Source organism: Henriciella algicola (assembly GCF_003576245.1).
GTDB lineage: Bacteria > Pseudomonadota > Alphaproteobacteria > Caulobacterales > Hyphomonadaceae > Henriciella > Henriciella algicola.
On sequence record NZ_QWGA01000003.1, the window covers coordinates 978044 to 991469 of the forward strand.

The window sequence follows — 13426 nt, forward strand, 5'->3', positions numbered from 1 at the left end:
GACGATCGGGGCAAATCTTCAGGAAACCATCTCATGCCTAAAGTCCTTATCGCTGATGATCTCAGCCAGGCAGCCGTCGATATCTTCACCAATCGCGGCATCGAAACCGACATCAAGGTCGGCCTGTCGAAAGACGAGCTGATCGCCATTGTCGACCAGTACGACGGCCTCGCCGTGCGCTCTGCCTGCAAGCCCGACGCAGACGTCATCGCCGCAGCAACGAACCTAAAGGTCATCGGCCGCGCCGGGATCGGGGTCGACAATATCGATATCAAGGCGGCGACCGCCAAAGGCGTCGTCGTCATGAACACCCCGTTCGGTAACGCGGTCACCACAGCCGAACATGCCATTGCCATGATGTTCGCAGCGGCTCGGCAGATCCCTGCCGCCGACCAGGGCACGCAGGTCGGCAAATGGCCGAAGAAGCACTTCGTCGGCACAGAGCTATCCTACAAGACGCTCGGCCTGATCGGCTGCGGCAATATCGGTGCCCGCGTCGCAGAACGGGCCAAGGGTCTGACCATGAAAGTGGTCGCCTATGACCCATTCCTCACCGAAGAGCGCGCCATTGAGCTTGGCGTCGAGAAGGTTGATCTCGACACACTTCTCGCGCGGGCTGACGTGATCACGCTCCACACCCCGCTAACAGACCAGACCCGCAACATCCTGTCCCGGGAAGCGCTGGCCAAGGCCAAGAAGGGACTGATCCTCGTCAATTGCGCGCGCGGCGGTCTCGTGGATGAGGCGGCAGTGCGTGAAATGCTCGACAATGGTCACCTCGGTGCAGCGGCCTTTGACGTTTTTGCGGAGGAGCCTGCGAAGGAAAACGTGCTGTTCGGCGCACCCAACTTCATCGCCACGCCTCACCTCGGCGCGGCTACTGTCGAGGCGCAGGAAAACGTCGCCCTTCAGGTCGCCGAACAGATGAGCGACTACCTCCTCTCCGGAGCCGTGACCAACGCGCTCAACATGCCATCGGTCACCGCCGATGAAGCCCCGCGTCTCAAGCCGTTCATCGAACTGGCAGAAAAGCTCGGTGCATTCGCCGGTCAGGTCTCTGATCACGGTTTTGAAGAAGTCATCATCGAGTATGAGGGCGAGGTTGCCGAACTGAACCGCAAGCCGGTCACCGCCGCCGCGCTTTCCGGCCTGCTCCACGCTTCGCGCGGCGACGTGAACATGGTTTCAGCGCCGTCGATACTGGCCGAGTCGGGTGTGAAGCTGTCCGAGACCAAGACCGAGGAAAGCCCGGTTTATGACAACCTCATCCGTATAAAGGTGAAAGTGCCGCGCACGGCCAATTCCGATGAAACGGGCTGGCGGTCGCTCGCCGGTACGGTTTCGGCGGGTCGCCCACGCATTGTCGAAGTGAAGGGCATGCCGCTCGAAGGCGCGTTCTCGTCGGTCATGCTGTACGTCAACAATATCGACAAGCCGGGCTTCATTGGCGCGCTTGGCGCCATGCTGGGTGAGGCCGGGATCAACATCGCGACCTTCCACCTCGGCCGTCAGGACGCAGGCGGCGAGGCTATCGCCCTCATCGGTATTGATGGCGAGCCGCCTCATGAGCTTACCGCGAAGCTCGATGCGTTGCCGCACGTCCGCTACGCAAAAGTGCTGAACTTCTAGCGTGCGATCATAACATTTATGCCTGCCCTGAGGGTTATACTCAGGGCAGGCAAACTATCTTGGTTCGGGTAATCCACGTTTACGGAGCCCAACATGACCAAACTCGCTATTGTCTATCATTCCGGTTACGGCCACACCGCAAAAGTCGCAGAACACGTTGCCAAGGGCGCGCGCGGCGTGACCGGTGTAGAGGTTGACCTCATCAAGGCTGACGACCTTCAGAACGCCGAAGACGGCCCGTGGGACACGCTCGCAGCCGCTGACGGCATCATCTTCGGCTCGCCGACCTATATGGGCGCAAGCTCATCAGTATTTCGCAAATTCGCCGAAGCCAGCTCGAAGGTCTGGATGAATGGCGGCTGGCGCGACAAGATTGGCGCAGGCTTCACCAATTCCGGCTCGCTCGCAGGTGACAAGCTGAATACGCTTCAAGAGCTCATGATTCTCGCCGGTCAGCACGGCATGATCTGGGCGAACTACGGCGCGTTCCCCGGCTACAATACGAGCAAGAGCGACTTTGGCGCTGCATGGAATCGCGCCGGCCATATGATCGGCCTCGGCACGCAATCCCTGACGGACCTCCCAGCAGACCAGACCCCTGACAAGGCAGACCTCAGCACCTCCGAGGACTTCGGTCAGCGCGTCGCGGAAATCACGAAACGCTGGGTTGCCGGAAAGGCATAGTTCACACGCGAACTTGCAGCAGACCCCCGAAAAAACTTGACCTTATGCCCGCCCGGTACTCTCTGGGCGGGTATATTTTTAAGGGGAGCTACCCATGAAACGTTTGATTGCACTCGCACTTTCCACGACCGCGATTGCTGCTCCGGCCAGCGCGCAATTCGTTGAAGAAGCGCGCCTCGGCGTGATGCAGCACAATGTCTGCATCCTCGACTGCAAGAATGCCGACAAGGAAGATGGCCCGAACATTGAAGCAGAGCTCGTCTTCGTCAGCCCAGACTTTCTGAGCATCCTCGCCAGCCCACGCCCTTACATCGTTGGCTCATTCAATACTGCAGGCGATACCAGCTTTGGCGGCTTCGGCTTCATGTGGAACTGGGACTTTGCTGAGGGCTGGTCTCTTGAGCCAAGCCTTGGCTATGTCATCCACGACGGCGCAAATGAAAGCCCATTCCCACAGGGCGATCCGCGCAGCGACGCATTTGCCCAGGACAACATCTATTTCGGCTCTGATGACCTTTTCCGGACGGGCCTCGCGCTGAACCGCGACCTGACAGATTCAGTCGGCGTACAAGTGCTCTATGAGCACCTTTCGCACGGCCAGATCCTAGGCGATGGCCGCAATCAGGGCGTCGATAATATCGGCGTTCGCGCATACTTCCGCTTCGGACAATAAACCGGTTCAAGGCTGACGCAGCTTACCCTTCGTCAGCCTTGCATCAGGCCAGCTAAACGCGAATTCTCCCTCCCAAGAAACTTGGTTTGAGGGAGAGTTTGCATGACCAGGAAGCATGCTATCGTCATCGGGTCCGGTCTTGGCGGTCTGACCGCGGCCATCAAACTGCAGGAAGCCGGGCACACTTTTAATCTGATTGATCGAAACCCGAAAGTTGGCGGTACCTGGTACGAAAACTCCTATCCGGGCTGTGCCTGCGACGTGCCGGTTGCCCTCTATCAGCTCTCCTTTGCCCAGAGCATCAACTGGACACGCACCTTCCCTCAAGGCCCTGAAATTCAGGCCTATGCTGAGGAGATCGCTGAGCGCTACCAACTCGCCCCACATATGCATCTCGGCGACGAGGCGATCAGCGCCGACTGGGACGAGAACGCCAAGACCTGGACCGTCAAAACCGCCAGCGGCAAGACCTTTACCGGCGACATCCTTGTCGGGGGGCTAGGCCAGCTCAACCGCCCGAACTGGCCGTCCATCGAAGGTCTCGACACATTTGAAGGTGCAAAGATGCACTCGGCCCGCTGGGACCATTCGGTGTCCTGGGAAGGCAAGCGTGTCGCGGTCATCGGCTCTGCCGCGAGCGCCGTACAGATTATCCCCGAAGTCGCAAAGACCGCGGGCCATCTGACTGTCTATCAGCGTACACCGAACTGGGTGACCCCGCGCCGTGACGTGCCAATCAGCCCGCAGGAACAGGCGCTGATGTTCACCCAGCCCGAAGCCGCGATGGATATCGGCGCACGCGGCCGACAGCTCATCTATGACAATGCCGATCACTTTTTCTGGCAGGTCTTCGAATGGACCGAAGCTGGCCGCGCCGCCTATACGACCATCGCGACCAACCACTTGAATGAGCAGGTAAAGGACCCAGAGCTTCGCAAGAAGCTGACCCCTGATTATCCGATTGGCTGTCGCCGTATCCTGATCTCGGACGATTACTTCCCTGCCCTGCAACGTGACAATGTCGACCTCGTCACGCAGGCGCCTTCAAAGATAGATGCGAGGGGCGTCACGACACCGGATGGCGACTATCGCGAGTTTGATATCCTGATCTTCGCCACCGGCTTTGAGACGACCGAGTGGAAGTGGTCTGTCGATGTGCAAGGCGTCGATGGCAAACATCTCAACGATGTCTGGGCCGGTCACCCGTCAGCCTATGCAGGCGTTACGGTGAACGGTTTCCCCAACCTGTTTGTGCTTTATGGACCAAACACCAATCTCGGTCACAACTCGATCACCTTCATGCTTGAACGGCAGGTCGAGTATATGATGAAGGCGATTGAGGCGATGGACGCGAATTCGGCCAAGGCCATGATGCCGAAGAAAGCCGCGCAGGATGACTGGAATGCGCGCATTCAGGCTGATCTTCGCAAGACCGTCTGGGCGGACCCGGCCTGTAACTCCTGGTACAAGACCGATGATGGCCTCATCACCCAGAACTGGTCGTCGCATACCCGCGACTACGCCAAAGCCGTCGAAACGGTGAAGGTTGAGGATTACGAGCTCAGCTGACGCATTATTTGCCCGGCCTTTCGCAGGTTCGGCATCTGCGCTCTTGAAATCCGCCTCTAAAACCTTTCAGTGGCGAGCGCACAGATCAGGAGCTTCACATGGCAGGTGTGGTGGTTGTCGGCGCCCAATGGGGCGACGAAGGCAAAGGCAAGATCGTCGACTGGCTCTCGAGCCGCGCCGACACGGTTGTTCGCTTCCAGGGCGGGCATAATGCCGGCCACACCCTCGTTATCGACGGCAAGACGTTCAAGCTTGCCCTGCTGCCCTCTGGCCTCGTGCGCGGTGGCAAGCTGTCGGTGATCGGTAATGGCGTGGTCGTTGACCCGTGGCACATGCTGACTGAGATCGCCGGTATTCGCGAGCAGGGCGTCGACGTGTCGCCTGAGTCGCTCATCCTCGCTGACAATGCCTCGCTCATCCTGCCTTGGCACAAGGATATCGATGCCGCCCGTGAAGGCGCGCTTGGTGCTGCCCAGATCGGTACGACCAAGCGTGGCATTGGCCCGGCCTATGAAGACCGTGTTGGCCGCCGCGCCATCCGTGTGGCAGACCTTGCAGACCCTGCCGCCCTCGATCTCAAGATCGAGCGCCTGCTTGCCCACCACCGGCCACTTCGCGCCGGCGTCGGTCTGCCAGAGCCAGATGGGGAGGCTCTGAAGCAGGAACTCCTGAAGATCGCGCCAGAAGTCCTCGCCTATGCGCAACCCGTCTGGAAGACGCTGGATGAGCAGGTCCGCGCGGACAAGCGTATCCTGTTTGAAGGCGCGCAAGGCGTGATGCTCGATGTCGACCACGGCACCTATCCGTTCGTCACCTCCTCGAACGTCGTTGCTGGTAACGCATCAGCGGGCGCCGGCGTCGGGCCGGGCGCCATCTCCTACGTACTCGGACTGGCGAAAGCCTATACGACGCGCGTCGGTTCCGGCCCCTTCCCGACCGAGCAGGACAATGAGATTGGGCAGCGCCTCGGCACAGTCGGGCGCGAGGTTGGTGTGAATACGGGCCGGACGCGCCGCTGTGGTTGGTTCGATAGCGTGATGGTTCGCCAGGCCTGCGCGACGTCTGGCGTGAACGGCCTTGCCTTGACCAAGCTCGACGTCCTCGATGGGTTTGAAGAGATCAAGGTCTGCGTCGCCTACAGGCTGAACGGCCAGACGATCGACTACTACCCGGCGGGGCTCACCGATCAGGCTGCCGTCGAGCCTGTCTATGAAAGCATGCCGGGCTGGAAAGAAACGACCAAAGGCGCGCGCAGCTGGAGTGACCTGCCCGCAGAAGCAGTCAAATATGTTCGCCGTCTCGAAGAACTCGTCGGCAAACCATGTGCGCTTGTTTCGACCTCTCCAGAACGCGAAGACGTTATCCTGATGCGTGACCCGTTCGAGCGGGTCTAGTCCTCAAGTTCGACAATATCGCGGATAAACCCACTGGTCGGGTTTATCAGGAAGGCAAGCTGCGCGACCTTCACCCATTCAAATCCGGTGTCCGGCTTGCGCAGGCCTGCCTTCTTCCAGTTTTTCACCAGATCACCGCGATACTGGATTGGCAGGTACTCGCCGCGCTCAAAATCGGATGCGGCCCGGTCTTCAACCGCTGTGCCTTCGCGCGCTGAATCAGGCTTGTCATAGGACGCAGGCGGACCTGCCTCGCCAACAATGGCGAGGTTAGAGATCAGCGAAATGGCCAGTATCAGGTTCAGCATCAGGGTTGCTCCGTTCATATCCAGAACGGCCCGTCCCATCAGGCAGTTCCGGCGCAAGGCCGTGGACACTGCTGATTCCCCGGGGCTTCAGGCCTTCGCGGACCCTGAACTGGCATGACAGTGAGCCAGGGCGATCGCCCCAGCGGTCGCGACATTGATGCTGTCGAAGCCGCCCGCCATCGCAATTCGAACCGGCCGGCAACGATCGATCAGCGCATCAGAAAGTCCCGGCCCTTCCGGTCCAAGCAGGATAGCAGTCTTGGTTGCGGGCTCCAGCCTGTGCAGTTCTTCTGCCGTCGTTCGAGGCGTCATCGCCCAGACATCAAAACCCGCATTTTCAAGCCAGGAAACATGATCGTCGCACTGGCCCGACTGCAAGTAAGGAAGCCAGAGCGCTGCGCCGGCCGAAACGCGGATAGACTTCCGATAGAGCGGGTCGCAGCTCTGCTCATCGAGCAGCACACCGCCCGCACCAAAAGCGGCCGCATTGCGAAAAGCCGCGCCAACATTGTCGTGATTCGAAATGCCGTTGAGAACGAGCAGCGTCTCTGCCTCGAGGAGCTTCTCGACGCCGACCGGCTGACCCTTGTGAGCGCATGCGAGGACCCCCCGATGGATCGGAAACCCCGCAACCTGATCCATGACATCTTGCGGCGCCACATAGACCGGAACACCTTCAGGGACCTGCGCCAGCATCTCGGCAAGAGGCTCGACCCGCGATCGCCCTATGAACACGCTCTCAATCTCGAACCGCGACCGCTCCAGAAGGATGGCAAGTGTGACCTTTCCCTCAACGATGAAGCGCCCATCGCTACGACCGGTGAGGTCGCGCTCCCTGATTGAGACATAGGGCGCAAGGCGCGGGTCTTCTGGGTCAGAGATTTCGATTTTACTCACGCCACCGCTTTCTCTATCCAGAGTTTCAAGGCTGGGAGAAGCATCATGACCGACGACGATAATAACAAGCGGCCAGGCAGAGAAGGCCCCGCGCCATATGAATCTGAGCCACCAAAGAAAAGCAAGAAGCTCTGGATCGGCCTGGCCATCGCAGCAGTCGTGACACTGCTAGTCGGATCATGCGCCTGGACGTTCGGCGGCCTGTGGAGAGACAGTCTGGAAAGACAGACAGCCTCGCAGGAATTTATCGCAGCCTACAATGAGAGTGGACTGCCCCCACTTGGCGACACCATCTATCATTCCGATTTCGGGGCCACTCAGGAAGATCTCGACAGGATAGCCGACTTTGCGCGCCCATTGGGCGAGGCCGTCGAAACAGGCCCAACATCTTGCAACGTCTCCGTCCGAGCGGACACAAATCCAGATCTAAGTGGGAAACTCGCGACCTGCGAGACGCCGATGGTCTTCGAAGAGACCAATGGTGGGATCACGCTGGTCTGGAAGTTGGAAGACAAAATGTGGAAGCTCTACTTCTTCCACATTGGCGTCGAGGAGACGCCAAGCGCGGAAACTGCGCCTCCTGAGGAGAACGCAATTTCCGCGCGGGACATTCTCGGAAAAGACGAGGCAGATTAGGCGCCGACAGGCAGGCCCTGTTCTTTCGCCATACGCTTCATCGCTTTCTGGATCTTCTCGAAAGCGCGCACCTCGATCTGGCGGATACGTTCACGCGAGACGTTGTAAACCTCAGACAGTTGTTCCAGCGTCTTCGGGTCGTCGGTCAGGCGGCGCTCCTGAAGGATGTGCTGCTCACGCTCTGACAGGTCCGCCATGGCTTCCTGAAGAAGCTCCATGCGGCTGTCGAATTCCTGACGATTGGCATAGGTGTCAGCCTGGGTTGGCTCATCATCGGTGAGCCAGTCCTGCCACTCCATGTCGCCTTCCTGCCCCATCGGCGCGTTCAGCGATGCGTCAGAGCCGCTCATGCGGCCATTCATGCTCAGCACGTCCTTCTCGGACACATTCAGACGGGTCGCAATCTCTGTGACCTGATCGGGGTTGAGGTCACCGGCGTCCAGCGCGTTGATCTCACCCTTGATGCGGCGAAGGTTGAAGAAAAGCTTCTTCTGGGCAGCCGTTGTGCCAAGCTTTACGAGGCTCCAGCTGCGCAGGATGTATTCCTGAATGGCCGCGCGTATCCACCACATCGCATAGGTAGCGAGGCGGAAGCCCTTGTCCGGATCAAATTTCTTGACGGCCTGCATCAGGCCGACATTGCCCTCAGAGATCACCTCGGCCATCGGCAGGCCGTAGCCGCGATAGCCCATGGCAATCTTTGCCACGAGGCGAAGGTGTGAGGTCACCATTTTCTCTGCAGCCTCAGTGTCCTCATGCTCCTGCCAGCTTTTGGCGAGCATGAACTCCTCCTGCTTTTCCAGCATTGGGAATTTGCGAATTTCGCTGAGGTAGCGGCTCAGACCCTGCTCCGGGCTGAGTGCAATTGATGTTTTAACAGCCATCGGCTTTTGTCTCCGTATCTACAGGTACTGACCCGTCAGTCAGGCATCAGTTCCGTATCGGCCCTGGAGAAAGCGTTTAGCCCCGATCATCGGCAGCGTCTCTCCCCCTTAAGCGCATTTGCCTTATCGCACCGGTGCATAAATGGGTAGCGGACATCTCATTTGAAAGGGGCAGTCCCCAGAAAAATATATGAAAAACGCGATCTGCCGAGGCTAATGACATTAACCATGCGGCGCTCATGTCGCACCCGCAATCTGACAATCCCGCATCAGTCGATGAAGGATATGAAGTCTTCGTAAGAAGCCATATGATTTACTTTGACTGCGTCGAGTGAGCGCAGAAGCCCAGCGATGACTTTGGTCGGTCACTGACCTACATCTTCGGCTGGAAGGACAAACACATGGTCAACTTACTTACGATCGGCTTCTACATAGCCATAGCGGTGCTGGTCATTGTACTCGTCGCGGGTGTGGTCAACCTCACCCGCACTGACGGTTCACAGGCAAGCCGCTCAAACAAGCTCATGCGGCTTCGCGTCCTGGTGCAGGCGATCGCGATTGCTCTTCTTTGCGCGCTCGCACTTGCGGCCGGTGCCTTTAGCTAAACAGCTTCGAACTGTGGGAGGCCAATCTTGGTCAAGCTCGACAAGATCTACACGCGTTCCGGCGATAAGGGCAAAACACGCCTCTCAACGGGCGAGCCGGTCGACAAATGGGATCCAAGGGTCACCGCTTATGGCAGCGTCGACGAAGTAAACGCCGCGTTGGGCGTTGCCGTGCGGAGCGCCGAAAGCGGTATGAAGGATCAGCTCCAGCGCATCCAGAACGATCTTTTCGACCTCGGCGCAGATCTGGCGACACCGGAACGTGACAAGCCGCTCGGCTTTGAGCCTCTGCGCGTCGTTGCAGAGCAGACAAAACGCCTCGAAACCGAAATCGACGAGATGAATGCCGAATTGGCACCGCTGGATAGCTTTGTCCTTCCAGGCGGGAGCGCGCTCGCGGCGCATCTTCATGTATGCCGCACCATCTGCCGACGAGCCGAACGCGACATGGCCCGGCTGGCAAGCATCGAAGGTGAGCTTGTCAGCGAACACGCGCTGACCTTCATCAATCGTCTTTCAGACTGGTTTTTCGTGGCGTCACGCTTCGCCAACGACAAAGGCAATGCGGACATTAAGTGGAAGCCCGGCGCAAACCGCTAGCAGCTAGCTCTCTAACGATCTCAGCGTCTCGCTGAGATGCCCATTCAGACTCGCGACCAGCTGCTCAAGCGCTATCCAGTCAGCGCATGATAGATGCGCGCCCAAATTGCTGCGTACAGGTCTGGCGGCATCATCACATTCCGCCTTCATATCCTGCCCTTCTGGCGTAAGCGTCACAAACCTCGCACGACGATCGCCGGGCTTGGTTCGTGTTTCGACCAGCCCGCGTTCACGTAGCTTTGCGACAGTCGATGACATCGTCGGCTGGGACACAGTATGAATGTCGGCGAGTTGGGTGATGGAAAGACCTTCATGACCAGAAAGCGTTTCAAGCACCGCGTACTGGGCCACAGTTACAGGTGCCGGTAGCCGGGCACCGACAGCGCAATCGGCCATATGAGCCAGGCGTCCGACCTCTCGTAGAACGGAAGCGGCGACGTGATCTTCGGCTGTAGATGCGACACAGCTTTTATCCGACATCTGACAATACCCCCTGCTTCTGAAGGGACTACTGCCGTATGCTCCGGATTAAGAAGTAAGTTTTGAAATGTTTCCGACGAAAACCTGCCGCACCGGAAGCCGCCAAATGCGGCTTGAGTTACTTCGTCATCAAAGGCATTGAAGCATCATGACAGACACTCCTCCAGACAGGCTTAGCCTGAACCCGCGCAGTCGCTTCTATGATGAAACCCTGATCCGCCGAGGTGTGGGCGTGCGTTTCAAGGGGCAGGAGCGGACCAATGTCGTCGAGTATTGCCTCTCGGAAGGCTGGATAAAGGTTGCCGCGGGCAAGTCGCTGGACCGGAAAGGCAATCCGCTGACGCTGACGCTCAAGGGCCCGGTAGAGGTGTGGTTCGAAGATGTCGAAGGTGAAGCTGAATAGTCTTTGCCCGGCTTAAGAAGCCGCAAGCCGTCAACCGGCCTATTTCCGGTTCAGGGCGATGCAGCGGCGAAATGACCCCGAAGCCGCCGCAGCGCTTGATTGTTGCAGTGCACTTCTCTAGGTCATCACCAGTTTAACAGGGATAGAAACAGGAGCCAGCCTATGAAGGTGCTCGTACCCGTGAAGCGGGTCATCGACTACAATGTGAAGGTCCGCGTGAAGTCCGACCAGAGCGGCGTAGACCTCGCTAACGTCAAAATGTCCATGAACCCCTTCGACGAAATCTCCGTCGAAGAAGCCGTTCGCCTGAAGGAAAAAGGCGCGGTTGAGGAGATCGTGGTTGTATCCATCGGCCCACAGCAGGCTCAGGAAACCCTCCGGACTGCGCTCGCCATGGGCGCCGACCGCGGCATCCTGATCAAGACCGATGACGCAGTTGAGCCGCTGGCTGTTGCCAAGATCCTTGAAAAGGTGATTGGCGAAGAGAGCCCGGAGCTCGTGATCCTCGGCAAGCAGGCAATCGACGACGACTCCAACCAGACCGGCCAGATGCTGGCGGCGCTGCTCGACTGGCCGCAAGGCACGTTCGCGTCGGAAGTCGTGCTGGAAGACGGCAAGATCAACGTCACCCGCGAAATTGATGGCGGCCTCCAGACCCTTTCTCTGCAGACCCCTGCAATCGTCACGACCGACCTGCGCCTCAATGAGCCGCGCTACGCGTCTCTGCCGAACATCATGAAGGCGAAGAAAAAGCCGATCGATGAGAAGGCACCGGGCGACTATGGCGTCGACACCGCTGCCCGCCTCAGCGTCGTCAAAGTGACCGAGCCACCTGTTCGCGAAGCTGGTGAGAAGGTTGAAGACGTGGCTGAGCTGGTCACCAAACTCAAAGCTAAGGGAGCGATCTAATGGCTGTTCTCGTTATTGCTGATCACGACAACGCAACGCTGACGGATGCGACGCACAAGACTGTGACCGCTGCCAAGGCCTTCGGTGGGGACATCGACGTCCTCGTCGCTGGCAAGGGCGCAGGCGATGTCGCTGCTGCTGCCGCAAAGATCGACGGTGTTCGCAAGGTTCTCCACGCTGAAGGTGATGCTTATGAAAAGCAGCTCGCCGAAGCCATGGAAGCACTAATCGTCCCTCTGATGGATGGCTATGATGCGTTGTTCTCGCCTGCCACCACGATGGGCAAAAACGTCACCCCGCGCATCGCGGCAAAGCTCGACGTCATGCAGATCTCTGACATTACCGGCATTGAAGGCACCGACACGTTCGAGCGCCCGATTTATGCAGGTAACGCGATCATGACGGTCAAATCTTCCGACCCGAAGAAAGTCGTCACCGTTCGCGGTACGGCATTCGACGCAGCTGGCGAAACCGGCTCCGCTTCGGTTGAGACGATCGACGCTCCAGCTGGTCCGTTCAAATCGGCTTTTGTCGAAGAGAAAATCGTCCAGTCCGATCGTCCAGAGCTTACCTCTGCGAAGACCATCGTGTCCGGTGGCCGTGCGCTTGGCTCCAAGGAAGAGTTCGACCGCCTGATGATCCCGCTGGCAGACAAGCTCGGCGCCGGTATCGGTGCTTCGCGCGCTGCAGTGGACGCAGGTTACGCGCCAAACGACTATCAGGTCGGCCAGACCGGCAAGATCGTTGCGCCAGAACTTTACATCGCCATCGGTATCTCGGGCGCCATCCAGCACCTTGCTGGCATGAAGGACTCCAAGATCATCGTTGCGATCAACAAGGACGAAGAGGCACCAATCTTCCAGGTTGCCGATTACGGTCTGGTTGCTGACCTCTTCAGCGCTGTGCCGGAGCTGACCGAAGCGGTCTAAGCCTTCGCAGTATAAGACAGATTGAAAGCCCCGGGCGTGCCGCGTCCGGGGCTTTTTCTATGCGGCCTCTAGCTCTTTCATCACCTCATCCATCAGCGCGCCAATTTCGGTGTTGAGAACAAGGCTCGCATAGGGGTCGAGGTCGGTCGGCTCTCGGTTGATAATGACAAGGCGTGCGCCTGCGCGTGCCGCCATTACCGGGATCCCGGCCGCTGGATAGACGACGAGCGATGAGCCAAGCACGATACAGAGATCACAAGATTCTGCTTCAGCCGTCGCACGCGCCATCTTGTCCTCTGGCATGGCCTGGCCGAAGGAAATGGTCGCCGTCTTCAACAGGCCCGCACACGAGGCGCAGACCAGCTCTTCGTCATTCTCCCAGGGGGCACGAAGCTCTTCAAACTCATGGCGCATGCCGCATTCGAGGCATTTGGCGTAGGAGGCATTGCCGTGAATTTCGATCACCTTGTCATCGGGCACACCTGCGTCCTGATGGAGGTTGTCGACATTTTGCGTCACGACGGCGCTGACCTTGCCCTGTTTGACCAGTTCAGCGATTGCGTAGTGGCCGGTATTCGGGCTCGCCCCGACCCAACCGGCGGTGCGGTTGAAGACGCGATTCCAGCCTTCGCGGCGCGCATCGCGGTCCGAGACGAAATCCTGAAAGTAGATTGGCTTCATCTTCGACCAGACGCCGCCGGGGCTTCTGAAGTCAGGGATGCCGCTTTCGGTTGAGATACCCGCGCCCGTGAAAACAAGGACGCGGTCGGCGGCGCGGATCATCTCCGCGAGAGGTTTCGCATTGCTCATGGACTGACCTTATCCC

The 13426-nt window shown here is 58.8% G+C and carries 16 protein-coding genes; 11 read left to right on the forward strand and 5 right to left on the reverse strand.

Annotation, left to right across the window (positions count from 1 at the left end):
- Positions 1 to 33: 33 nt before the first annotated feature.
- From serA to D1222_RS05265, 5 genes are all read left to right on the forward strand, one after another.
- A complete protein-coding gene (gene serA / locus D1222_RS05245; RefSeq protein ID WP_119453142.1) occupies positions 34 to 1629 on the forward strand; it encodes a phosphoglycerate dehydrogenase in 1596 nt (531 codons plus the stop codon).
- A 93-nt stretch (positions 1630 to 1722) separates the two neighbouring features.
- Positions 1723 to 2313, forward strand: a complete 591-nt coding sequence (locus D1222_RS05250; protein ID WP_119453143.1) for a flavodoxin family protein — start codon at positions 1723 to 1725, stop codon at positions 2311 to 2313.
- A gap of 94 nt (positions 2314 to 2407) precedes the next feature.
- A complete protein-coding gene (locus D1222_RS05255) occupies positions 2408 to 2986 on the forward strand; it encodes an acyloxyacyl hydrolase (RefSeq protein WP_119453144.1) in 579 nt (192 codons plus the stop codon).
- A 102-nt stretch (positions 2987 to 3088) separates the two neighbouring features.
- Positions 3089 to 4555 carry a flavin-containing monooxygenase gene (locus D1222_RS05260; RefSeq protein ID WP_119453145.1) on the forward strand — a complete coding sequence of 489 codons (1467 nt, stop codon included), beginning with the start codon at positions 3089 to 3091 and terminating at the stop codon, positions 4553 to 4555.
- A 98-nt stretch (positions 4556 to 4653) separates the two neighbouring features.
- Positions 4654 to 5949, forward strand: a complete 1296-nt coding sequence (locus D1222_RS05265; RefSeq protein WP_119453146.1) for an adenylosuccinate synthase — start codon at positions 4654 to 4656, stop codon at positions 5947 to 5949.
- Here the strand turns inward: D1222_RS05265 and D1222_RS05270 are convergent.
- Both D1222_RS05270 and D1222_RS05275 read right to left on the reverse strand, forming a co-directional pair.
- Positions 5946 to 6275 carry an RcnB family protein gene (locus D1222_RS05270; protein ID WP_182481869.1) on the reverse strand — a complete coding sequence of 110 codons (330 nt, stop codon included), beginning with the start codon at positions 6273 to 6275 and terminating at the stop codon, positions 5946 to 5948. The two genes, D1222_RS05265 and D1222_RS05270, sit on opposite strands and share 4 nt — an antisense overlap.
- Before the next feature lie 69 nt (positions 6276 to 6344).
- Positions 6345 to 7154 (reverse strand): TrmH family RNA methyltransferase, encoded by an 810-nt coding sequence (locus D1222_RS05275; RefSeq protein ID WP_119453148.1) that lies wholly within the window; start codon positions 7152 to 7154, stop codon positions 6345 to 6347.
- Positions 7155 to 7199: 45 nt separating this feature from the next.
- Between D1222_RS05275 and D1222_RS05280 the strand changes: the two genes are divergently transcribed.
- Positions 7200 to 7790 carry a flagellar basal body-associated FliL family protein gene (locus tag D1222_RS05280; protein WP_119453149.1) on the forward strand — a complete coding sequence of 197 codons (591 nt, stop codon included), beginning with the start codon at positions 7200 to 7202 and terminating at the stop codon, positions 7788 to 7790.
- Here the strand turns inward: D1222_RS05280 and rpoH are convergent.
- The gene (rpoH, locus tag D1222_RS05285; protein WP_119453150.1) at positions 7787 to 8674 is read right to left on the reverse strand and encodes an RNA polymerase sigma factor RpoH; all 888 of its coding nucleotides are present in this window, start codon (positions 8672 to 8674) and stop codon (positions 7787 to 7789) included. The genes D1222_RS05280 and rpoH overlap by 4 nt on opposite strands.
- Positions 8675 to 9075: 401 nt before the next feature.
- Between rpoH and D1222_RS05290 the strand changes: the two genes are divergently transcribed.
- Together D1222_RS05290 and D1222_RS05295 are read left to right on the forward strand one after the other, a co-directional pair.
- Positions 9076 to 9279 (forward strand): twin transmembrane helix small protein, encoded by a 204-nt coding sequence (locus D1222_RS05290; RefSeq protein ID WP_119453151.1) that lies wholly within the window; start codon positions 9076 to 9078, stop codon positions 9277 to 9279.
- Between the two features lie 27 nt (positions 9280 to 9306).
- The gene (locus D1222_RS05295) at positions 9307 to 9879 is read left to right on the forward strand and encodes a cob(I)yrinic acid a,c-diamide adenosyltransferase (protein ID WP_119453152.1); all 573 of its coding nucleotides are present in this window, start codon (positions 9307 to 9309) and stop codon (positions 9877 to 9879) included.
- 3 nt (positions 9880 to 9882) lie between these two features.
- Here D1222_RS05295 and D1222_RS05300 read toward each other — a convergent pair whose 3' ends face one another.
- Positions 9883 to 10359, reverse strand: a complete 477-nt coding sequence (locus tag D1222_RS05300; RefSeq protein ID WP_119453153.1) for a MarR family winged helix-turn-helix transcriptional regulator — start codon at positions 10357 to 10359, stop codon at positions 9883 to 9885.
- A 148-nt stretch (positions 10360 to 10507) separates the two neighbouring features.
- Here D1222_RS05300 and D1222_RS05305 point away from each other — a divergent pair, with 148 nt between their 5' ends.
- From D1222_RS05305 to D1222_RS05315, 3 genes are all read left to right on the forward strand, one after another.
- A complete protein-coding gene (locus tag D1222_RS05305; protein WP_119453154.1) occupies positions 10508 to 10762 on the forward strand; it encodes a DUF3297 family protein in 255 nt (84 codons plus the stop codon).
- 162 nt (positions 10763 to 10924) lie between these two features.
- Positions 10925 to 11671, forward strand: a complete 747-nt coding sequence (locus D1222_RS05310; RefSeq protein ID WP_119453155.1) for an electron transfer flavoprotein subunit beta/FixA family protein — start codon at positions 10925 to 10927, stop codon at positions 11669 to 11671.
- On the forward strand, positions 11671 to 12600 hold the full coding sequence (locus D1222_RS05315; RefSeq protein ID WP_119453156.1) for an electron transfer flavoprotein subunit alpha/FixB family protein: 930 nt from the start codon (positions 11671 to 11673) through the stop codon (positions 12598 to 12600). The genes D1222_RS05310 and D1222_RS05315 overlap by 1 nt, the downstream gene beginning before the upstream one ends.
- Before the next feature lie 57 nt (positions 12601 to 12657).
- On the opposite strand, the gene D1222_RS05320 is transcribed toward D1222_RS05315, so the two are convergent.
- Complete coding sequence (locus tag D1222_RS05320; RefSeq protein ID WP_233348519.1) at positions 12658 to 13410, reverse strand: SIR2 family NAD-dependent protein deacylase; 753 nt, start codon at positions 13408 to 13410, stop codon at positions 12658 to 12660.
- Positions 13411 to 13426: the final 16 nt, after the last annotated feature.